The 20,277-nt window shown below is 68.6% G+C and carries 15 protein-coding genes; 8 read left to right on the top strand and 7 right to left on the bottom strand.

Annotated features, from left to right (window positions below):
- Positions 1-14: 14 nt before the first annotated feature.
- Entirely contained in the window at positions 15-863 is an 849-nt protein-coding gene (locus HZI36_RS18195; protein WP_179404045.1) for a metallophosphoesterase, read from the top strand.
- Between the two features lie 37 nt (positions 864-900).
- Here the strand turns inward: HZI36_RS18195 and HZI36_RS18190 are convergent, their stop codons facing one another.
- A complete protein-coding gene (locus tag HZI36_RS18190; protein WP_179404044.1) occupies positions 901-1,047 on the bottom strand; it encodes a hypothetical protein in 147 nt (48 codons plus the stop codon).
- A gap of 118 nt (positions 1,048-1,165) precedes the next feature.
- Entirely contained in the window at positions 1,166-2,107 is a 942-nt protein-coding gene (locus tag HZI36_RS18185) for a LysR family transcriptional regulator (protein WP_179404043.1), read from the bottom strand.
- Positions 2,108-2,265: 158 nt separating this feature from the next.
- Between HZI36_RS18185 and HZI36_RS18180 the strand changes: the two genes are divergently transcribed.
- From HZI36_RS18180 to HZI36_RS18160, 5 genes are all read left to right on the top strand, one after another.
- A complete protein-coding gene (locus tag HZI36_RS18180; protein ID WP_179404042.1) occupies positions 2,266-3,828 on the top strand; it encodes an efflux transporter outer membrane subunit in 1,563 nt (520 codons plus the stop codon).
- A 15-nt stretch (positions 3,829-3,843) separates the two neighbouring features.
- On the top strand, positions 3,844-6,039 hold the full coding sequence (locus HZI36_RS18175; RefSeq protein ID WP_179404041.1) for an FUSC family protein: 2,196 nt from the start codon (positions 3,844-3,846) through the stop codon (positions 6,037-6,039).
- 2 nt (positions 6,040-6,041) lie between these two features.
- Positions 6,042-6,245 (top strand): DUF1656 domain-containing protein, encoded by a 204-nt coding sequence (locus HZI36_RS18170; protein WP_179404040.1) that lies wholly within the window; start codon positions 6,042-6,044, stop codon positions 6,243-6,245.
- Between the two features lie 13 nt (positions 6,246-6,258).
- Positions 6,259-7,137: an efflux RND transporter periplasmic adaptor subunit gene (locus HZI36_RS18165; RefSeq protein ID WP_179404039.1), complete on the top strand. Its 879-nt coding sequence runs from the start codon at positions 6,259-6,261 to the stop codon at positions 7,135-7,137.
- Positions 7,138-7,315: 178 nt separating this feature from the next.
- On the top strand, positions 7,316-8,548 hold the full coding sequence (locus tag HZI36_RS18160) for an MFS transporter (protein WP_179404038.1): 1,233 nt from the start codon (positions 7,316-7,318) through the stop codon (positions 8,546-8,548).
- A gap of 46 nt (positions 8,549-8,594) precedes the next feature.
- Here HZI36_RS18160 and HZI36_RS18155 read toward each other — a convergent pair whose 3' ends face one another.
- Positions 8,595-9,422, bottom strand: a complete 828-nt coding sequence (locus tag HZI36_RS18155; protein WP_179404037.1) for a 5'-methylthioadenosine/adenosylhomocysteine nucleosidase — start codon at positions 9,420-9,422, stop codon at positions 8,595-8,597.
- Positions 9,419-11,782: a UvrD-helicase domain-containing protein gene (locus HZI36_RS18150; protein WP_179404036.1), complete on the bottom strand. Its 2,364-nt coding sequence runs from the start codon at positions 11,780-11,782 to the stop codon at positions 9,419-9,421. The genes HZI36_RS18155 and HZI36_RS18150 overlap by 4 nt, the downstream gene beginning before the upstream one ends.
- A 137-nt stretch (positions 11,783-11,919) precedes the next feature.
- On the opposite strand from HZI36_RS18150, the gene HZI36_RS18145 reads away from it, so the two are divergent.
- Together HZI36_RS18145 and galU are read left to right on the top strand one after the other, a co-directional pair.
- Positions 11,920-14,787, top strand: a complete 2,868-nt coding sequence (locus HZI36_RS18145) for a valine--tRNA ligase (RefSeq protein ID WP_179404035.1) — start codon at positions 11,920-11,922, stop codon at positions 14,785-14,787.
- Between the two features lie 87 nt (positions 14,788-14,874).
- A complete protein-coding gene (gene galU / locus HZI36_RS18140; RefSeq protein ID WP_179404034.1) occupies positions 14,875-15,762 on the top strand; it encodes a UTP--glucose-1-phosphate uridylyltransferase GalU in 888 nt (295 codons plus the stop codon).
- 69 nt (positions 15,763-15,831) lie between these two features.
- Here the strand turns inward: galU and HZI36_RS18135 are convergent, their stop codons facing one another.
- From HZI36_RS18135 to HZI36_RS18125, 3 genes are read right to left on the bottom strand one after another with little or no spacing between them, the layout of a single operon-like run.
- Entirely contained in the window at positions 15,832-16,488 is a 657-nt protein-coding gene (locus HZI36_RS18135; RefSeq protein WP_179404033.1) for a DUF4136 domain-containing protein, read from the bottom strand.
- Between the two features lie 43 nt (positions 16,489-16,531).
- On the bottom strand, positions 16,532-18,919 hold the full coding sequence (locus tag HZI36_RS18130) for a CHASE2 domain-containing protein (RefSeq protein ID WP_179404032.1): 2,388 nt from the start codon (positions 18,917-18,919) through the stop codon (positions 16,532-16,534).
- Between the two features lie 12 nt (positions 18,920-18,931).
- Positions 18,932-20,227, bottom strand: a complete 1,296-nt coding sequence (locus HZI36_RS18125; protein WP_179404031.1) for a FecR domain-containing protein — start codon at positions 20,225-20,227, stop codon at positions 18,932-18,934.
- Positions 20,228-20,277: the final 50 nt, after the last annotated feature.

The following is a 20,277-nucleotide window of genomic DNA, read 5'->3' as shown; positions in this document are numbered from 1 at the left end:
AAGGAGCGTCGCCCGTGAAAATCCGCGTGCTGTCCGATCTTCATCTCGAAGGCAATCTGCCTGAAGCGATTGCGCACGCGGACGCGGATCTCGTCGTGCTCGCGGGCGACATCCACAACCACGCGGAAGGCCTACGCTGGGCCGCCGAGACGTTCGATCCCGACGTGCCGGTCGTCTACGTGCCCGGCAACCACGAGTACTACGACGGCGAGTTCGGCGCGCTCGAAGCCGCGATGCGCGACGCGGCAAGCGCGCTCGACAACGTCCATTACCTGAACAACGACGTGTACGTCGACCCCGCGCAGCGCTTTCGCGTGCTCGGCACGACACTGTGGACCGATTTCGCGCTGTTCGGCGCCGACGACGCCAGCATCGCGCACGCGATCGACGCGGCGTCGCGCGTCATGCTCGATTTCAGGGGATTGATCCAGGTCACGTGGCCGCACGACGCGGCGCTGCACGGCATATCGCACGCGGGCGCCGAACGCGATTTCACGCCGGCCGATTCGCTCGCGCTGCACCGGCGCTCACGCGCATGGCTCGAAGCGCAGCTCGCGACGCCGTTCGCGGGGAAGACGATCGTCGTCACCCACCACGCGCCGCACCGCCGCTCGCTCGCGGTGCGCTATGCGGACGATCCGGTGTCCGCGGGCTTCGTCGTCGATCTGGCCGAACGCGTGCGCGCGCCGGTCGCGCTCTGGGTGCACGGCCATACGCATACGTCTTTCAACTACCTGACGGAAAGCGGCACGCGCGTCGTGTGCAACCCGCGCGGCTACATTCACCGGCGCACCGGCGAACGGGAGAACCTCGCGTTCTCGTGGGACAAGGTCGTGGTGCTCGACGAAGCGGAACGCCGCTGACGCGAAGCGCCGCGGCGCCGCAGCGCCCGGGTCAGGTTCAGCGCCGCCCGCGCGGCGACGGCGCCGCCGCCCGCACCCGTGCCGGCTGCATGCGCGCCTTCATCGCGCGCAGCAGATCGCGCGTCGCCACCGCGCCGATCACGCCGAACAAGGCCCCAAGGCCGATCAACAGGTGCGTATCCATTCTTCCTCCCAATTGCGGATCGTGCTCGAACAGACAATATCAAACCGCCGGCCCGACGAAGGTAAAAAAATGTTGCGTCGACGCGAAATTTCGTTAGATTGCGTAAAACGCACGGTCGTCATGTTGCGCGCGTGAACTGCTCGAGCGCGGCCTCGTCCGCTTCGAGCGTCGCCGGCAGTTCGTCGCGCAGGAAATCGACCCACGTGCGGATCTTGGCATCCAGATACTGGCGGGATGGATACAACGCGTAGATATTCATCAGATGCGAACGATATTCGGGCATCACGCGCACGAAGTCTCCCCTGCGCAAACCGCTGATCGCCGAGTAGAGCGGCAGCACGCCGACCCCCATCCCTTCGCGGATGGCCGTCGCGAGCGCCTCGGCGACGTTCACGCGGAACGGCGGCGCGCCGATCGCGACGGTTTCGTCGCCATGCGGGCCGGACATCGTCCATTCGTGCCAGTTGACCCCGGGCGCGACCATCCCCAGACACACGTGATTCGTCAGATCGTGCGCGCGCTGCGGCACCCCGCGCCGCTCGAGATAGGCCGGCGACGCGCACGCGACGCTGTAGGTCGCGCCGAGCCGTTGCGACACGAGCCCCGAATCGGGCAGATCCTGACCGACGATGATCGCAACGTCGTAGCCCTCGTCGAGCAGGTCCGGCATCCGCTGCGCGAGGGTCAGCTCGATGTGCACGTCCGGGTAGCGCTCGCGGTAGCGCGCGACCGACGGCACCGCGTAGTGCTGGCCGAGGCTCGTCACGCAGTGCACGCGCAGCGTGCCCGACGGGCGCGCATGCGCGTCGCTCGCTTCCGCCTCGGCCTGGTCGACGTACGCGAGAATCTGCTCGCAGCGCTGCAGGTAGCGCTCGCCGGCCTCGGTCAGCGCGATGCGGCGCGTCGTCCGGTTCAACAGGCGCGTCTGCAGATGGGCCTCGAGATCCGAGACGGCCCGCGACGCGTACGCGGTCGTCGTGTTCATCTGCTGGGCCGCGGCCGTGAAGCTCCCCGCGTCGACCACGCGAACGAACACACGCATGTTCTGTAACGTGTCCATGCTTTTTTTCCGATTGACTCCGACAGGATTGTTGCATATGCGCCAACAAACATTATCTCAGAATTCGTAAAAATGCCTTGCATTCTTGTCGGTTTATTCAGCAATCGATGAAAAATAAAATCGCACCCGAGTCATCTTTATCCAAAAGGAAGAAAATCGTGCAGTCTCCGGCAACGAGAGGGGCGTTGGCACTTGCGGTTCTTGCAATGTCATTAACAATGGCCGGATGCGCGAGCATGGGCGGCGTTGCGCCGCAGGCGAAACAGACCGATCCGGCCACGCTCGACGTCGGCGCGGCGGTTCGCGCGGCCGACCGCGACGCCGGCTGGCCCGCGGCCGACTGGTGGCGCGCGTATCGCGATCCGCAGCTCGACGCGTGGATCGCGGCCGCCGAGGCCGGCAACCCGACGCTCGCGGCCGCGCAGGCGCGCGTGCGCGGCGCCGACGCGCTGGCCCGCGCCGCGCACGCGGCCGAGCTGCCCGAGCTGAACGGCAGTCTGCAGCTGGATCGCCAGCACTGGGCGGACAACCCGGTCTACTACGGCCCCGGCCCGCTCGCGGACACGACCACCTGGAACAACGCCGGCGTGCTGAGCCTGTCCTATCACCTCGATCTGTGGGGCAAGGACAAGAACTCGACCGAGAAGGCGCTCGACACCGCGCACGCCGCCGCGGCCGACGCGCGAGCGGCGCACCTCGAACTCGAGGTCAACGTCGTGCGCGCGTACATCGATCTGTCGAAGAACTACGCGCTGCTCGACCTCGCGCATCAGACCTACGACCAGCAGCACGCGCTCGCCGACCTCGCGCACAAGCGGCTGCAGGCCGGCCTCGGCACGCAGCTCGAAGTCAGTCAGGCCGAATCGACGCTGCCCGACTATCAGCGCCAGATCGACAGCTACGAGGAAGCGATCGAACTCGCCCGCCACCAGCTCGCCGCGCTCGCGGGCAAAGGCCCGGGCGCGGGCGACGCGATCAAGCGGCCGACGCTCACGCTCGGTGCGCCGGCCGGCCTGCCGTCGACGATCCCGGCCGAGCTGCTCGGCCACCGGCCGGACGTCGTCGCGGCGCGCTGGCTCGTCGATGCGCAGGCGCGCGGCATCGACGTCGCGAAGGCCGCGTTCTATCCGAACATCGATCTCGTCGGCACGCTCGGCGGCGTCGCGGTGGGCCCGGTCTTCACCGATTTCCTGCGCGCGATGAACGGCGAGTGGACGGCCGGCCCGGCGCTGTCGCTGCCGATCTTCGAAGGCGGCCGGTTGCGCGCGCAGCTCGGCGCGACGACGGCCGGCTACGACATCGCGGTCGACCAGTACAACCAGACGATCGTCGGCGCGCTGAAGAGCGTCGCCGACGGCGTCGTGCGGATCCGCTCGCTCGACACGCAGAAGCGGGACGCCGCGCGCTCGGTCGCCGCGACGCGGCGAACCTACGAGCTGTCGCGCGAGGGCTTCCGCCGCGGGCTCACCGACTACGTGAACGTGCTGCTCGCCCAGTCGGCGCTGCTGCGCGCGCAGCAGACCGCCGCGACGATCGACGCGGACCGGCTCGCCGCGCATGCGTCGCTGATGGCGGCGCTCGGCGGCGGCGTCGAGCGCGGCGACGACGTGCCGGGCAAGCCGGCGCCGGACGGCAACGCGTCTGACGGCAAGGCGCCGGCGGCCGCGGCTCTTTCCGCCTCCCCCACCCCTGCCGCGACGCCCGTCGCGCAGGCGCAGTAACGCGGAGCGCCCGACATGTCAGCCTCCTCCCCCACTACCGCCGCCGGCCCCGCGCAGCCGCCCGCGTGGCGCACCGCGCTCGCGGACTGGGCACGCACCGATGGCGCGATGTGGTTCTACATCGCGAAGGCGCTGCTCGCCGCGTTCCTGTCGCTCGCGATCTCGATGCGGCTCGACCTGCCGCAGCCGAAGACCGCGATGACGACCGTGTTCATCGTGATGCAGCCGCAAAGCGGCGCCGTGTTCGCGAAGAGCTTCTACCGGCTGATGGGCACGCTCGTCGGCCTCGCCGCGACGCTGACCTTCGTCGGCCTGTTCGCGCAGCAGCCGGTGCTGTTCCTGCTGACGATCTCGCTGTGGGTCGCCGCGTGCACGGCCGGCGCCGCGCGCAACCGCAACTTCCGCAGCTACGGCTTTCTGCTCGCCGGCTACACGACCGCGCTGATCGGCCTGCCCGCGTCGCAGCACCCGGATGCCGCGTTCATGACCGCGATGACCCGCGTCGCCGAGATCACGGTCGGCATTCTGTCGGCCGGCGTCGTCAGCGCGCTCGTGTTTCCGCGCTACACCGGCGAGCAAATCCGCACGACGGTCCGCCAGCGCTTCGGCTCGTTCGTCGACTATGTCGCCGCCGCGCTGTCCGGCCAGCTCGACCGAGCGCACATCGAGCGCGTGCACACGCGCTTCGTCGCGGACGTCGTCGGCTTCGAGGCCGCGCGCAGCATGGCGGTGTTCGAGAACCCCGACACGCGGCTGAGAAGCGGCCGTCTCGCGCGGCTGAACAGCGAGTTCATGAGCGCGTCGAGCCGCTTCCACTCGCTGCATCAGCTGATGAACCGGCTGCGCGCGACTGGAGCGACGACCGCGGTCGACGCGATCGAGCCGTATTTCCGCGAGGTCGCGCCGCTGCTCACGAAGGACGGCGAGCCGGTGCGCAGCGCGGCGGACGCGGCGCAAGCGGCCGAGCAACTGCTCGCCTACCGCGACGCGCTGCCGCGCCGGATCCGCGCGACGCGCGCCACGCTCGAAGCGCATCCCGACTGCCCGCTGCTCGACTTCGACACCGCGTCCGAGCTGCTGTACCGCTTCATCACGGATCTGCACGCGTACTCGGCGACCTACGCGTCGCTCTCGACCGCGACACACGAGCGCGAGCGCTGGGTCGAGCAGTACGAGCCGCGCACGAACGCGACGGCCACGCTGATCGCGGGGATCCGCACCGCCGTCGTGATGCTGTTGCTGAGCTGGTTCTGGATCCAGACCGCATGGCCGAGCGGCATCACGCTGGTGCTGACCGCGGCCGCGACGTGCGCGCTCGCGTCGTCGATGCCGCGGCCGACGAAGATGGCGTCCCAGATGGCGGCCGGCACGGCCATAGCGGCGCTGATGGGGATGATCGTGATGTTCGGCGTCTATCCGCGCATCGACGGCTACGTGATGCTGTGCGTCGCGCTCACGCCGTTCCTCGCGCTCGGCTTGCTGATGTCGATGCGGCCGGCGATCGCGGGGATGGGCGTCGGCTACTGCATCTTCTTCTGCACGCTCGCGGGCCCGGACAACGTGCAGAGCTACAACCCGACCGGGTTCATGAACGACGCGCTCGCGCTGGTGCTGTCGATGGTGGTGTCGGCGATCGCGTTCGCGATCCTGTTCCCGCCGACCGCGCCGTGGCTGAAGCGCCGGCTGTTCGCGGACCTGCGCCACCAGGCGGTCGCCGCGTGCTGCGCACGGCTGCCGGGGCTGCGCACGCGCTTCGAAAGCGGCGCGCGCGATCTGATGTTCCAGGCGCACGCGATCGCGGCCGACCAGCCCGACGTGCAGCGCGACGCGCTGCGCTGGATGTTCGCGGTGCTCGAGACCGGCAACGCGGCGATCGACCTGCGCGAGGAGATCGCGAAGCTGCCGGACGATCCGCGCTACGCGTCGTCGATGCCGTGGCGCCGCGCGATCGAGACCATGCGCGAGAACGTGACCGCACTGTTCTCGCGCCCGGCCCCGGACCGCTTCGACGCGGCGCTCGCGACGGCCAGCGCCGCGATCGACGCGACGCAGGCGGCGCTCGCCGAATTCGCGCCGCCGCGCGACGAGCGCCACAAGCTGCAGCGGATCCTGAGCCACCTGCACTTCTTCCGCAGCGCGCTGCTCGACCCCGAATCGCCGTTCGAGGCGCTCAATCGCAACCGCCACGTACCGCCCCAACAAGGAACCTGATCATGATGCCGCGCGAAATCGCGATACTCGACGCCTACATCCCGACCGTGGTGCTGATGTGCATCATCGGTGCGGCGGCGACCTGGGCGGTCGACCGGCTGCTCGCCTATACCGGGATTTTCCGTTTCGTCTGGCATCCGGCGCTGTTCCGGGCCAGCCTCCTCGTCTGCATCTGCGGCGGGCTCAGCCTCGCCGTTTACCGTTGATCCTCATCGAACCATGATCCTCCGCAAATCTCTCGGCTTCGTCGCGACCGCCATCATCCTTCTCGTCGCGATCCTGATCGGACACTCGCTGTGGGTGCACTACATGGACGACCCGTGGACACGCGACGGACGCGTGCGCGCGGAAATCGTCAACGTCGCGCCGGACGTGTCGGGCGCCGTCGTCGACCTCCCGGTGCACGACAACGCGCCCGTCAAGAAGGGCGACCTGATCATGCAGATCGATCCGTCGCATTACCAGATCGCGGTCGAGCAGGCGCAGGCCGCGGTCGCCGCGCGCCTGGCCGAACTGCAGATGCGCCGGGCGGACGCCGCGCGCCGCGCCGATCTCGACGCGCTCGTCGTGTCGAAGGAGAACCGCGAGAACGCCGCGCAGACCGCATCGAGCGCCGAGGCGCAGTATCAGCAGGCGCTCGCCGCGCTCGACGCCGCGAAGCTGAATCTCGAGCGCACGCGCGTCGTCGCGCCGGTCGACGGCTACGTGACGAACCTGAGCGTGTTCAAGGGCGACTACGCGGCGGCCGGGCAGCCGAAGCTCGCGATCGTCGACAGCCATTCGTTCTGGGTGTACGGCTATTTCGAGGAAACGAAACTGCCGCGCGTGAAGATCGGCGCGCAGGCGGAGATCCGGCTGATGAGCGGCGGCGTGCTGAAGGGCCACGTCGAGAGCATCTCGCGCGGGATCTACGATCGCGACAATCCGCAAAGCCGCGATCTCGTCGCCGACGTGAACCCGACGTTCAACTGGGTCCGCCTCGCGCAGCGCGTGCCGGTGCGGATCAAGATCGACGAAGTGCCGGACGGCGTGCTGCTGTCGGCGGGCACGACGTGTACGGTCATCATCGAGCCGGAGAAGAAGCGGAAGGAGTCGTGAGGGGATTTGGGCTGCGGGGCACGGCGCGGCGCGGCACAACGCGCCGTTCGGTCGAGTCTTCTCTCGTCGCGATGTCCGATTCGCGACAAAATTTGGCCTGACAATCGACATACGCCACATTAAACTTGGCTGACACGGTCGCGCCACGTGACCGTCCCCCAACTCGCCCCCGGCTCATATGGAAACCCGTCTCGACCCGCGCGCCGCAGGCGCCGCCGCGATCGCCGCGCCCGCCTCCCGCACCCTTTACCCGGTGCTCGGCGCGATCAGCTTCTCGCACATGCTCAACGACATGATCCAGTCGCTGATCCTCGCGATCTATCCGATGCTGAAGGACGAATTCTCGCTGTCGTTCATGCAGATCGGCCTCATCACGCTGACTTACCAGATCACCGCGTCGATGCTGCAGCCGGTCATCGGCCTCTATACCGACAAGCGGCCGCAGCCTTACTCGCTGCCGATCGGGATGGGCTTCACGCTGTTCGGCATCGTGCTGATGTCGGTCGCGCCGACCTTCCCGCTGCTGCTCGTCGCCGCCGCGTTCGTCGGCTGCGGCTCGTCAGTGTTCCATCCGGAATCGTCGCGCGTCGCGCGGATGGCGTCCGGCGGCCGCCACGGGCTCGCGCAGTCGCTGTTCCAGGTCGGCGGCAACGCGGGCACCGCGCTCGGGCCGCTGCTCGCCGCGCTGATCGTGATCCCGCGCGGCCAGCCGAGCATCGCGTGGTTCTCGGCCGCCGCGCTCGTCGCGATCGTCGTGCTCGTGCAGGTCGGTCACTGGTACCGGCATCATCCGTCGGCCAAAAAGAAGGCCGTGGCCGCGTCACACGCGACGCTGCCGCGCCGCCGCGTGATGTTCGCGATCGGCGTGCTCGTGATGCTCGTGTTCTCGAAGTATTTCTATCTCGCTAGCATCAACAGCTATTACACGTTCTATCTGATCGACAAGTTCCACCTGTCCGTGCAGAGTGCGCAGGTCCATCTGTTCGTGTTCCTCGCGGCCGTCGCCGCGGGCACCGTGATCGGCGGGCCGGTCGGCGACCGGATCGGCCGCAAGGTCGTGATCTGGGGCTCGATTCTCGGTATCGCGCCGTTCACGCTGCTGCTGCCGTACGCGAACCTGTTCTGGACCACCGTGCTGACCGTGATCATCGGCATCGTGCTCGCGTCCGCGTTCGCCGCGATCATCGTCTATGCGCAGGAGCTGATTCCCGGCAAGGTCGGCACGATCGCGGGCCTGTTCTACGGCTTCGCGTTCGGCCTCGGCGGGATCGGCGCCGCCGTGCTCGGCCAGCTCGCCGACGCGACGAGCATCGAGTTCGTCTACAAGGTCTGCTCGTTCCTGCCGCTGATCGGCGTGCTCACCGTGTTCCTGCCGAACATCGAGCACGGCCGGCCGGCCGCGAAGGCCTGACGCGCGGCGCCTCGCCGCAACGGGGATGTCTCGCGACGGCGGCCGCTCAGGCCGCCGTCGTCGCATGGAGCGTCAGGAAGCGCTTCAGGATCCCCGACGAATAGGTGCTCGCGATCTCGCCGAGGAAATGCGTGAACGACTGCGTCGCGTGATCGTCGGCGGTGTCGGAAATCGTGCGCACCAGCGCGAACGGCACGCCGTGCTCGACGCACACCTGCGCGATCGCCGCGCCCTCCATCTCGACCGCGAGCGCGTCGGGCAGCGCATCGCGCAGCGCGACGACCTCGCGCTCGCTCGACACGAAGCGGTCGCCGCTGATCACGAGCCCACTACGTAACTGCGGTAGCTGCGGTAACTGCGCCGGCGTCGCGCCGGCGTGCCGGAAGCGCGCCGCGAGCGCGTCGCCCTCGTCCGCGATGAACTGCGCGCACGCGGCCGTGAGGCGCGCCGTCAGCGCCGCGTCGGCCGCGAAACGCGTGATGCCGAGCAGCGGCACCTCGTAGCGCGGAAACAGCGGCGACGCGTCGAGATCGTGCTGCAGCAGCGTGTCGGCAACGACGACGTCGCCGACGCGCACCGCGCGCGACACGCCGCCCGCGACGCCGGTGAACACGATCCCCGCAACGTCGAACACGTGGATCAGCGCGCTGACCGTCGCCGCGGCCGCGACCTTGCCGATCCGCGCGAGCGCGACGACGCAGGACGCGCCGTGCACGGTGCCGGCGTGATAATCGCGCCGCCCGAGCGTAACGGTTTCGACCGGGCCTTCGGCGCGCATCGCGGCGATCAGGTCGCCGAGCTCCTCGGGCAGCGCGGCGAGGATACCGAGCGGTTTCGAAGAAGAAGAAGAAGAAGAAGAAGATGCGATGCTCATTCGACCGCCTGCAGTTTCGCGACCGCGAGCGCGAGCCACTTCTCGCCGTGCCGCTTGAATTTCACCTGGGCCTTCGCGTCGGGGCCGCTGCCTTCGAGCGCGGTGACCGTGCCCTCGCCGAACTTCGTATGGAACACCGGCTGGCCGATCCGGAAGCCGCTCTCGGCCGCGCGCTGCTGATTCGCGAACGCGGGCAGCGGCGCGGACACGGCCGCGTCGACGAACTGCTCGCGTGCGGCGGTGCCCGGCCGCGCGAACCAGTCGCGCCCCCAGCCCGCGTTGTCCGAACGTCCGCCCCAGCGCGAGCCGGCCTCGACCTTCGGCGTCAGCCACTTCAGCACGTGCTGCGGCAGCTCGTCGAAGAAGCGCGAGCGCACGTTGTAGCGCGTCTGGCCGTGCAGCATCCGGCTCTGCGCGAACGACAGATAGAGCCGCTCCTTCGCGCGCGTGATCGCGACGTACATCAGCCGCCGCTCCTCTTCGAGCCCGTCGGCCTCCATCGCGCTGTTCTCGTGCGGGAACAACCCCTCCTCGAGCCCGGTGATGAACACCGCGGCGAACTCGAGCCCCTTCGCCGCATGGACGGTCATCAGCTGCACCGCGTCCTGCCCGGCCTGCGCCTGGTTGTCGCCGGCCTCGAGCGACGCGTGCGACAGGAAGCCGGCAAGCGGCGTCATCGTGTCCGGGTTCTGCGCGGGGTCGCCGAGCGACGCGGGGTCGAGTACCGCGTCGCTCGGATCGTCCTGCGCCTCGGCGATCTCGGGCGCCGCGATCGCGCCGGCACGCAGCGGAATCGAGCGCGCGGGCGTGTCGAGCCCGTAGCCTTCCTCGCTGACGAACGCGGTCGCCGCATTGACGAGTTCCTGCAGGTTCTCGAGCCGGTCCTGCCCTTCGCGTTCGCCCTGATAGAACTCGGCGAGACCGCTCGCGCGCACCACGTATTCGACGGTCTCGGGCAGGCTCATCTGCGCGGTTTCCGCGCGCATCTTCGCGATCAGGTTCGCGAACCCGCCGAGGCTCGATCCGGCCTTGCCGGCCACATACGGAATCGCGGCCGCCATCGCGCAGTTGTACAGCCGCGCGGCGTCGGCGAGCTGCTCGATCGAGCGCGCGCCGATCCCGCGCGTGGGGAAGTTCACGACGCGCACGAACGCGGTGTCGTCGTTCGGGTTGTCGATCAGGCGCAGATACGCGAGCGCGTGCTTCACTTCCTGCCGCTCGAAGAAGCGCAGGCCGCCGTACACGCGATACGGAATGCCCGCGCTGACGAGCGTGTGCTCGATCGCGCGCGACTGCGCGTTGCTGCGATAGAGCACCGCGATCTCGACGCGCGTCATCCCGGTGTTCACGAGCGAGCGGATCTCCTCGACGATCCAGCCGGCCTCCTGCGAATCGGTCGTCGCCTCGTACACGCGCACCGGCTCGCCGTGCCCGGCGTCGGTGCGCAGGTTCTTGCCGAGACGATGCGCGTTGTGCGCGATCAGATGGTTCGCCGCGTCGAGGATGTTGCCGTGCGACCGGTAGTTCTGCTCGAGCTTGATCAGGTTCCTCACGCGGAACTCGTCCTCGAAGTCGCGCATGTTCCCGACGTTCGCGCCGCGGAACGCGTAGATCGACTGGTCGTCGTCGCCGACCGCGAAGATCGCGTTCTGCCCGCCCGCGAGCAGCTTCAGCCACGCATACTGCAGCTTGTTCGTGTCCTGGAACTCGTCGACGAGAATCTGCCTGAAGCGCGCCTGGTAATGCGCGCGCAGCGGCGGATTATGCGCGAGCAGCTCGTAGCAGCGCAGCAGCAGCTCCGCGAAATCGACGACGCCCTCGCGCTGGCACTGCTGCTCGTACGCGTGGTAGATCTCGACGAACTTGCGGTTGAAGCTGTCGGTCGCGTCGACCTGGTCGGGGCGCAGCCCCTGCTCCTTCGCGTTGTTGATGAAGTACTGGACGTTCTTCGGCGGATATTTCTCGTCGTCGATGTTCGCGGCCTTCATCAGCCGCTTGATCGCCGACAGCTGATCGGCGGTGTCGAGGATCTGGAACGTCTGCGGCAGGCCCGCGTCGCGGTGGTGCGCGCGCAGCATCCGGTTGCACAGGCCGTGGAACGTGCCGATCCACATCCCGCGCGGGTCGATCGGCAGCATCGCGGTGAGCCGCGCGAGCATCTCGCGCGCGGCCTTGTTCGTGAACGTGACCGCGAGCACCGTCGACGGCGACGCGTAACCTTGCTGGATCAGCCACGCGATGCGCGTGATCAGCACGCGCGTCTTGCCGCTGCCCGCCCCCGCGAGGATCAGCGCCGGTTCGTTCGGCAGCGTGACGGCGGCGTGTTGTTCGGGGTTCAGGTTCGCGAGCAGATCGGGCATGGAGGATGACGGACGAACGAAGGAATGCAGACCCGCCATTATAAATCCCGCGCGCGCCGCGCTGCCCCGCCGATGCGCATCCATTTATAATTCAAGGTTTCCGCATCCAATTCACGCATTTTCGGCAGATTTCCACCATGAGCGACAACACGCTGGCGAAGAGTTTCGAACCCCATACCATCGAAGCCCAATGGGGGCCGGAGTGGGAAAAACGCGGCTACGCCGCCCCGGCGTTCGATCCGGGCAAGCCCGATTTCGCGATCCAGCTGCCGCCGCCGAACGTCACCGGCACGCTGCACATGGGCCACGCGTTCAATCAGACGATCATGGACGGCCTGACCCGCTATCACCGGATGCTCGGCGAGAACACGCTGTGGGTGCCCGGCACGGACCACGCGGGGATCGCGACGCAGATCGTCGTCGAGCGCCAGCTCGATGCGCAGAACGTGTCGCGCCACGATCTCGGCCGCGAGAAATTCGTCGAGCGCGTGTGGGAATGGAAGGAGCAGTCGGGCTCGACGATCACGAGCCAGGTGCGCCGCCTCGGCGCGTCGCCGGACTGGTCGCGCGAATATTTCACGATGGACGACAAGATGTCGGCCGCGGTGCGCGACGTGTTCGTCGCGCTCTATGAACAGGGCCTGATCTATCGCGGCAAGCGCCTCGTGAACTGGGATCCGGTGCTGATGACCGCGGTGTCCGATCTCGAGGTCGCGAGCGAGGAGGAAAACGGCCATCTGTGGCACATCCGCTACCCGCTCGCCGACGGCTCGGGCGAGCTGGTCGTCGCGACGACGCGCCCGGAGACGATGCTCGGCGACGTCGCGGTGATGGTCCATCCGGAAGACGAGCGCTACAGGCATCTGATCGGCAAGCACGTGAAGCTGCCGCTGTGCGGGCGCGAGATCCCGGTGATCGGCGACGACTACGTCGACCGTGAATTCGGCACCGGCGTCGTGAAGGTCACGCCCGCGCACGACTTCAACGACTATCAGGTCGGCCAGCGCCACCAGTTCGCGCCGATCGAGATCCTGACGCTCGACGCGAAGATCAACGACAACGCGCCGGCGCAGTATCGCGGCCTCGACCGCTTCGACGCACGCAAGGCGATCGTCGCCGACCTCGACGCGCAGGGCTTCCTCGAATCGGTGAAGCCGCACAAGCTGATGGTGCCGCGCGGCGACCGCACCGGCGTCGTGATCGAGCCGATGCTGACCGACCAGTGGTTCGTCGCGATGACGAAGGCGGCGCCCGACGGCACGTTCAACCCGGGCAAGTCGATCACCGATGTGTCGCTCGACGTCGTGCGCAGCGGCCAGATCAAGTTCGTGCCCGAGAACTGGACGACCACGTACTACCAGTGGCTCGAGAACATCCAGGACTGGTGCATCTCGCGCCAGCTGTGGTGGGGCCATCAGATCCCCGCGTGGTATGGCGAGAACGGCGAGGTGTTCGTCGCGCGCGACGAGGACGCCGCGCGCGCGCAGGCGGCCGCGAAGGGCTACACGGGTGCGCTCAAGCGCGACGACGACGTGCTCGACACGTGGTTCTCGTCCGCGCTCGTGCCGTTCTCGTCGCTCGGCTGGCCGAACGAAACGCCCGAGCTGTCGCACTTCCTGCCGTCGTCGGTGCTCGTCACCGGCTTCGACATCATCTTCTTCTGGGTCGCGCGGATGGTGATGATGACGACCCACTTCACCGGCAAGGTGCCGTTCCACACCGTGTACGTGCACGGCCTCGTGCGCGACGCGGAAGGCCAGAAGATGTCGAAGAGCAAGGGCAACACGCTCGACCCGATCGACATCGTCGACGGCATCGACCTCGACGCGCTCGTCGCGAAGCGCACGACCGGCCTGATGAACCCGAAGCAGGCCGCGACGATCGAGAAGAAGACGCGCAAGGAATTCCCGGACGGCATCCCGGCGTTCGGCACCGATGCGCTGCGCTTCACGATGGCGTCGATGGCGACGCTCGGCCGCAACGTGAACTTCGACCTCGCGCGCTGCGAGGGCTACCGCAACTTCTGCAACAAGCTGTGGAACGCGACGCGCTTCGTGCTGATGAACTGCGAAGGCCACGACTGCGGGTTCGACAAGCCCGAGGTCTGCGGCGCCGGCGATTGCGGCCCGGGCGGCTATCTGGACTTCTCGCAGGCGGACCGCTGGATCGTGTCGCTGTTGCAGCGCGTCGAGGCGGACATCGCGAAGGGCTTCGCGGACTACCGCTTCGACAACATCGCGAACGCGATCTACAAGTTCGTCTGGGACGAGTATTGCGACTGGTATCTCGAACTCGCGAAGGTGCAGATCCAGAACGGCACGCCGGAGCAGCAGCGCGCGACGCGCCGCACGCTGCTGCGCGTGCTCGAAACGGTGCTGCGCCTCGCGCACCCGATCATCCCGTTCATCACCGAAGCGCTGTGGCAGAAGGTCGCGCCGCTCGCGGGCCGCTACCCGCAAGGCGTGGACGAGGGCGTCGCGTCGCTGATGACGCAGGCGTATCCGATCGCCGATTTGAAGAAGATCGACGAGGCGTCCGAGCAGTGGGCGGCCGACCTGAAGGCGATCGTCGACGCGTGCCGGAACCTGCGCGGCGAAATGAGTCTGTCCCCGGCGACGAAGGTGCCGCTGCTCGCGGCGGGCGAGTCCGACCGCCTGCGCGCGTTCGCGCCGTACGTGCAGGCGCTCGCGCGGCTGTCCGACGTGCAGATCCTCGCCGACGAGGCCGCGCTCGACCAGGACGCGCAAGGCGCGCCGATCGCGATCGTCGGGCAGAACAAGCTCGTGCTGAAGGTCGAGATCGACGTCGCCGCGGAACGCGAGCGCCTGTCGAAGGAAATCGCGCGCCTGACCGGCGAGATCACGAAGTGCAACGCGAAGCTCGGCAACGAGGCGTTCGTCGCGAAAGCGCCGCCCGCCGTGGTCGAGCAGGAACAGAAGCGCGTCGCCGAATTCCGGAGCACGCTCGCGAAACTGAGCGCGCAACTCGACCGGCTGCCGGCGTAACAAACCGTAAGGCCAGTTGCGATTATCTATAATTCGCGGATAAATCCGTCACCATGATTGGCCGATTACAGGAGCAAGGGTTCGAACATGCTGAAAGTCACCAAGGCGGTATTCCCGGTCGCGGGCCTCGGCACGCGTTTCCTGCCCGCCACGAAGGCGAGCCCGAAGGAGATGCTGCCCGTCGTCGACAAGCCGCTGATCCAGTACGCGGTCGAGGAAGCGATCGCCGCCGGCATCACCGAGATGATCTTCGTCACCGGCCGCAGCAAGCGCGCGATCGAGGACCATTTCGACAAGTCGTATGAAGTCGAGGCCGAGCTCGAGGCGCGCGGCAAGGAGAAGCTGCTCGAACTCGTGCGCAGCATCAAGCCGAGCCACGTCGACTGCTTCTACGTGCGCCAGCCGGAAGCGCTCGGCCTCGGTCACGCGGTGCTGTGCGCGGAGAAGCTGGTCGCCGACAACCCGTTCGCGGTGATCCTCGCCGACGATCTGCTCGACGGCAATCCGCCGGTGATGAAGCAGATGGTCGACGTGTTCGATCACTATCACAGCTCGGTGATCGGGGTCGAAGAGATTCCGCCGTCGGACACGAAGTCGTACGGGATCGTCGACGGCAAGGAGTGGGAAGAGTCGATCATCAAGATGTCGGCGATCATCGAGAAGCCGGCGCCGGAAGTGGCGCCGTCGAACCTCGGCGTGGTCGGGCGCTACGTGCTGAAGCCGCGGATCTTCCAGCATCTGCGCGCGCTGAAGCCGGGCGCGGGCGGCGAGCTGCAGCTCACCGATGCGATTCAGGCGCTGCTCGCCGACGAGCAGGTGCTCGCGTACAAGTATCAGGGCACGCGCTACGACTGCGGCAGCAAGCTCGGGTATCTGAAGGCGACCGTCGAGTTCGCGCTGCGCCATCCGGAGGTCGGCGAGGATTTCGCCACCTACCTGCGCACGCGCGGCGGCAACACGCCCACCGCCGAGTAAGCATCGAACAGGCGGGGCCGCGGGCGGTGTCACATCACCCGCGGACCCTGCCGATACGGCCGACGGCGCTCAGCGCGCGTCGGCCGGCTTCACCGAGACGACGCCCGGCATGCCGCCCGCGTCGTCTTTTTTCGTCTTCACGAGCCAGCGCCCGCCCGCATCGAACGGCAGTTTCGCGAGCGCGCTCTTCACGAGCGCCGGCGCGGCTTCGAGCGAGCCCGGCTCGCGATCCTGCAGCGCGGCCGACACGCGATACGCTTGCGCGTTCGTCTTCGCATCGACGAAACGCAGCGTCAGCGTGTGCCGATAGACCTTGCCGAAGAACGACAGGAACGGCGCCGGCCCGTCGACGCCCGTGCATGCGCCCTTCTCACCGTTTTCACCGTTCTCACCCTTCGCGCTCGTCTCCCCCTTCGCGTCGCCGCATGCGTCCGTCGCCACCGCGACCGCCGCCGGCTGCGTCGCATACGCGATCGACAGCCGGTACGGCGCGTCCTTCAACGGCTGCGCGTCGAAGCCGCGGCGCGCGAGCTCGTCGTGAACGAGCGCCTCGATCTGCTTGTATTCGGCGTTGTCGGCCTGCGCGTCCGTGCGCGCGAAGCCGTAGCCGTGCGCACCGGACGCGAACGCGCCCGCCTGCCCCGCCGCGCCCACGCCGGACGTGACACCCGCGCAGCCCGTCAACAGCGCCGCCGCCAGCGCGGCGGCCGCCCATTCGATCTTCATGTTTTTCCCCCAATGTTTCACTTGCCGCCGGGCCGTCAGGCCGTCAGACCGCCGGCTCGTCGACCATCGGCAACGAGACCGTTACCACGGTGCCGACGCCCACCTCGCTGTCGACCGCCACATTCCCGCCATGCCGCGTGACGACCGTCTTCACGAACGCCATGCCGAGCCCCGAGCCCGGAATCTCGGGCCGCTCGCCGGCATGGAAGCGCTTGAAGCGCTCGAACAGATGCCGCTGGTCCTCCGGCGAGATCCCGTACCCCTGATCGCGAATCGTACAGAACATTCGCTTCGACGCGGGCTCGACCTTCAGCGTGCACGTGACGACCGTGTCCGCCGGACTGTACTTGACCGCGTTGTTCAGCAGGTTCACGAACGTGCGCGTCATCATCGAGCGGTCCGCGCTGATCCAGCAGAGCGCGTCGCCGAGCACCGCGTCGATGCGGATCCGCTTCGCCTGCGCCTGCGGCCAGACCTCGTCGCTCGCGTCGATCAGCACGTCGGCGAAGCTCGCGACCTCGAACTGGTAAGTCTGCGACTCCGCGCGCGCGAGCTGCACGAACTCGTCGGCGAGCGACAGCGCGCGCTGCGCGTAGCGCTCGATCCGCGACAGCAGCCCGCGCGTTTCGTCCGAGTCGACACGCTCCCGCTCGAGCGCGACGAGCGCGAGAATCGACGACTGCGGCGAGCGCATGTCGTGCGACAGCAGGTGCAGCGCCTCCTCGCGATGCCGCTCGGCCGCGTGCAGCTCCGTCAAGTCGACGAGGCCCGCGATCCAGCCGGTCACGTGGCCGCTCGCGTTGGTGCACGGCGCGTAGCGCAGCAGATGGTCGAGGCCGTCGCGGTCGCGCACCTCGATGCCCCGCTCCATCATCCCGGCCTCCCGCTCGCGCGTCGGATCGAGCGCGACCGGCCAGTGCTGGCGGAGCTCCGCGTCGTGCTCCGGGTTGCCGTCGACGGTCTTCACGAACGCGAGTTCGCCGAGCGCGTCGCGCAGCGGCCGCCCTTCGGCCGCCGGCAGCGCGAGCCGCGCCGCGTATTGCTTCGCCGCGTGGTTCGCGATCAGCACGCTGCCCGCCACGTCGGTCACGAAGATCGGTTCCGGCATGCTGTCGAGGCTGTCCCACACGAAGCGCTTCATGTCCTGCACGCGCTGCGCCGCCTGTGCCATCAGCGCCATCTGCTTCTCGAGCACGTCGCCGCGAAACTCGCCGCGCACGCGCGGCGTCTCGGGCAACAGGTGCGGCTCGTCGGCGAGCCGCTGCAGCTCGCGCCGCAGATGCGCCATCGTCATCTCGAGGCGCCGCCAGTTCCAGATCGGGTACACGGCGACGAGGCCGACGATCGCGGGCGCCGGCGACAGCCACAGCCGCGCACCGTACAGCAGCGCCGCGCTCGACACGACCGCGACCGCCGCGAGGCTCAGCGTGAGCAGCAGCGCGCGCCACGGCGACAGCATCAGGAAGCCGACCAGCAGCACCGCGAGCGGCAGCAGCGACGCGGCGAACAGCTCGGCGCCCGATACCGGCGAGATCGTGCGCCCGGTCATCAGCATGTCGAGCACGCTCGCGTGGATGTAGACCCCGGCGAGCGGCCCGTAGTCGCCGGACACCGGCGTCGCGAAGCGGTCGTACAGGCCCGACGCGGTCACGCCGACGACGACGATCTTGCCGCGCAGCAACCCGGGCGGCGTACGCCCATCTAGCACGTCGGCGAACGAGATCAGCGGATACGCGGGCGTGCTGCGGCTGAACGGGATCAGGTAGCGTGCGTCGCCGCTCGCGTCTTGCGACAGATCGTGCGCATGCGCGGCCGGCGTGCCGGCCGGATGCAGCCGGCCGTGCACGAGCGCGCGGAACACGGACATCATCAGCTGCGGCCAGCGGCGCTGTCCGTCGTTTTCGTAGAGCGCGACGCTGCGCACGATGCCGTCCGGATCGACTTCGAGATTGATGTGGCCGACGCCCGCCGCGCGCGCGGCGAGCGGCGCGACGGGCGGATCGACGGTGCGCGTGCCGTCGGGCTGCTCGGGGCTCAGCAGGATTGGCAGGAAGGTCGGCACGCGATCGAGCGCCTGCGCGAATTCATCGTCATCGGCCGACGGCTCGGTGAACAGCACGTCGTAGACGACCGCGGCCGGCGCTTCGCGCGCGAGCGTGTCGAGCAGCTTCGCATGCACGCTGCGCGGCCACGGCCAGCGGCCGAGCGACGCGACGCTGCGGTTGTCGATGTCGACGACGACGATGTCCGGCGACAGCGGCAGGCTGCGCAGCATCAGCAGCCGGTCGTAGATCAGCCCGTCGACGCTCAGCGTCGCGCGGCCGAGCGCGCACGCGAGAATCACCACGACGCCGAGGCAGCCGATCGCGATCCACTCGACGAGAAAGCGGCGACCGTGCAGCCGCCGCGGCGCGACGGAATCGAGTCTCATGCGCGGCGCCCGTCAGCGCGACAACGTGAACGCGCTGACGGGGCTGGTTTTCTCGTAGAAGCGACCGCCTTCGAATTCCTCGATCGTCACCGCCCAGTAATAGTCGCCGGGCGGCAGATGCGCGACCGACACCTGCCGCGTGGTCAGCCCGACCTGGTCGACGATCGGCGCGCTCAGATCCTTCGATGCGGACAGCACGAAACGATAGCGCGCGCTCGCGCCCGCGCCGTTCGGCGACCAGCGGAACACATAGCCTTCGGCGCCGGGCGTCGCGCTTGCGTCGATGCCCATCTGGCGCCGCTCGAACGTATACGTGCGCGGCTGGCCTTCGAGGCCGTTCTCGTCGATCGCGGCGATCCGCACGAAATGCATCCCGTTCGGCACGTTCCTGAACACCACGTGCGGCGCCGTCGTGCGCATCTCGCTGAACGGATCGAGCAGCGCCGCGTCGTGCGCGAGCTCGACGCGGTAGCCATGCGCGTTCGGCACCGGCGCGAGATCGAAGCTGACGTCGGGCTCGTCCTGCACACGGCCCGGCTTGTCGAGCGTGGGCGCCGGCAGCAGCGCGACCGGCGCGCCGACCTTGCCGTCCGCGGTCGCGACGCTACCGAAGTTCGCGTGCACGAGCGTCGCGCCGGTGTCGGCCTTCGGCCGCCCGCCGGCGACGCCGACCGTGCCGTCGAGCACTTCGACCCGCGTCACCGCGCTGGCGGCCGCATCGTAGTCGACGCGGAAATGCGTGCCGCGCACGCCCGCGACGACCGACGGCGAGCGGATCTGGAAGCGATCGTCCTGCTTCTTCAGATGCGTGACCTCGCTGTCGACCGAGCCGCCGCGCAAGTCGAACACGCGGTCGAGCGTGCCGGTCAGCACCGTGCGGCGCAGGGTCGTCAATTCGAGCCGGCTGTCGGGCGGCAGGCTCATGTGCGTGCCGTCGGCAAGTTCGAGGGTCGCGAAACCGTTCGCGCCGGTGCGCAAGTGATCGCCCTCGGTCAGCGTCGTGTCGAGCACGAGCGGCACGTACGCGCCGCCCGACGCGCGCTCGGCCGGCCCCTGCACCGCGATCACGCGCGCCGACTGCCGCTCGCGGCGCAGCCGCACGACCGGCAGCTTCAGCACCGTGCCCGGCTGCAGATGCCGTGGCGCCGGCACACCGTTGATCCGCGCGAGGATCGCCCAGTCGCCCGAGCCCTGCATGTAGCGGTCGGCGACGTCGTACAGCGTGTCGCCCGCGCGCGCGGTGTAGTCGACGGTCTTGCCGGCCGCGGCGCCCGCCGCCTGCGCGAACGCGGCCTGCGTCGCGAGCATCGCGGCGCAGGCCGCGGTGGCGACGCACGCGGTGCGCCACGTGCGCGGTG

The sequence above is a fragment of the Burkholderia guangdongensis genome (assembly GCF_013403875.1).
GTDB classification, from domain to species: Bacteria; Pseudomonadota; Gammaproteobacteria; order Burkholderiales; family Burkholderiaceae; genus Burkholderia; species Burkholderia guangdongensis.
Note: the sequence above shows the minus strand (reverse complement) of the source record. Positions and strands in the feature narration are given on the sequence as shown.

Excerpts from the sequence above, each read along its gene's own strand:
- HZI36_RS18190 (WP_179404044.1), bottom strand. The coding sequence starts at position 1,047 with ATGGATACGCACCTGTTGATCGGCCTTGGGGCCTTGTTCGGCGTGATC.
- HZI36_RS18185 (WP_179404043.1), bottom strand. The coding sequence starts at position 2,107 with ATGGACACGTTACAGAACATGCGTGTGTTCGTTCGCGTGGTCGACGCG.
- HZI36_RS18175 (WP_179404041.1), top strand. The coding sequence starts at position 3,844 with ATGTCAGCCTCCTCCCCCACTACCGCCGCCGGCCCCGCGCAGCCGCCC.
- HZI36_RS18170 (WP_179404040.1), top strand. The coding sequence starts at position 6,042 with ATGATGCCGCGCGAAATCGCGATACTCGACGCCTACATCCCGACCGTG.
- HZI36_RS18165 (WP_179404039.1), top strand. The coding sequence starts at position 6,259 with ATGATCCTCCGCAAATCTCTCGGCTTCGTCGCGACCGCCATCATCCTT.
- HZI36_RS18160 (WP_179404038.1), top strand. The coding sequence starts at position 7,316 with ATGGAAACCCGTCTCGACCCGCGCGCCGCAGGCGCCGCCGCGATCGCC.
- HZI36_RS18155 (WP_179404037.1), bottom strand. The coding sequence starts at position 9,422 with ATGAGCATCGCATCTTCTTCTTCTTCTTCTTCTTCTTCGAAACCGCTC.
- HZI36_RS18150 (WP_179404036.1), bottom strand. The coding sequence starts at position 11,782 with ATGCCCGATCTGCTCGCGAACCTGAACCCCGAACAACACGCCGCCGTC.
- HZI36_RS18145 (WP_179404035.1), top strand. The coding sequence starts at position 11,920 with ATGAGCGACAACACGCTGGCGAAGAGTTTCGAACCCCATACCATCGAA.
- galU (WP_179404034.1), top strand. The coding sequence starts at position 14,875 with ATGCTGAAAGTCACCAAGGCGGTATTCCCGGTCGCGGGCCTCGGCACG.
- HZI36_RS18135 (WP_179404033.1), bottom strand. The coding sequence starts at position 16,488 with ATGAAGATCGAATGGGCGGCCGCCGCGCTGGCGGCGGCGCTGTTGACG.
- HZI36_RS18130 (WP_179404032.1), bottom strand. The coding sequence starts at position 18,919 with ATGAGACTCGATTCCGTCGCGCCGCGGCGGCTGCACGGTCGCCGCTTT.
- HZI36_RS18125 (WP_179404031.1), bottom strand. The coding sequence starts at position 20,227 with ATGCTCGCGACGCAGGCCGCGTTCGCGCAGGCGGCGGGCGCCGCGGCC.